We start from the raw sequence: 454 nt of genomic DNA on the forward strand, positions 1-454 counted from the left end.
TTGACCCAGAAAAAACCATGTCTATGCTGAAACCTGTTGGCAAAGATTCTTCATTGAAATCCTGGCAGGGTGACCAGTGGAAAATCGGTGGTGGTACTACCTGGGGCTGGTACTCTTATGATCCAGACTTGAACATGTTCTACTATGGTAACGGTAACCCATCTACCTGGAATCCGGTACAACGTCCAGGCGACAACAAATGGACAATGTCTTTATGGGGTCGTGATTTAGACACCGGTATGGCGAAATGGGTTTACCAAATGACGCCTTACGATGAGTGGGATTATGACGGCGTTAACGAAGTTATCCTGGTTGACCAAAAAGTGAAAGGCAAAATGCACAAAACTGCCGTCCACTTTGACCGTAACGGTTTCGGTTACACCATGGATCGTGAAACAGGTGAATTGTTGGTTGCTGAGAAATTTGACCCAGCAGTTAACTGGTCAAATGGCGT

Annotated in this window: 1 pseudogene; it reads left to right on the top strand. The window is 45.8% G+C overall.

Annotation, left to right across the window (positions count from 1 at the left end):
• Positions 1 to 454, top strand: a pseudogene (locus LGT40_RS00240) (PQQ-dependent dehydrogenase, methanol/ethanol family); the annotation flags it as partial.

It is taken from the genome of Methylophaga pinxianii, from assembly GCF_020447225.1.
Lineage (GTDB): Bacteria > Pseudomonadota > Gammaproteobacteria > Nitrosococcales > Methylophagaceae > Methylophaga > Methylophaga pinxianii.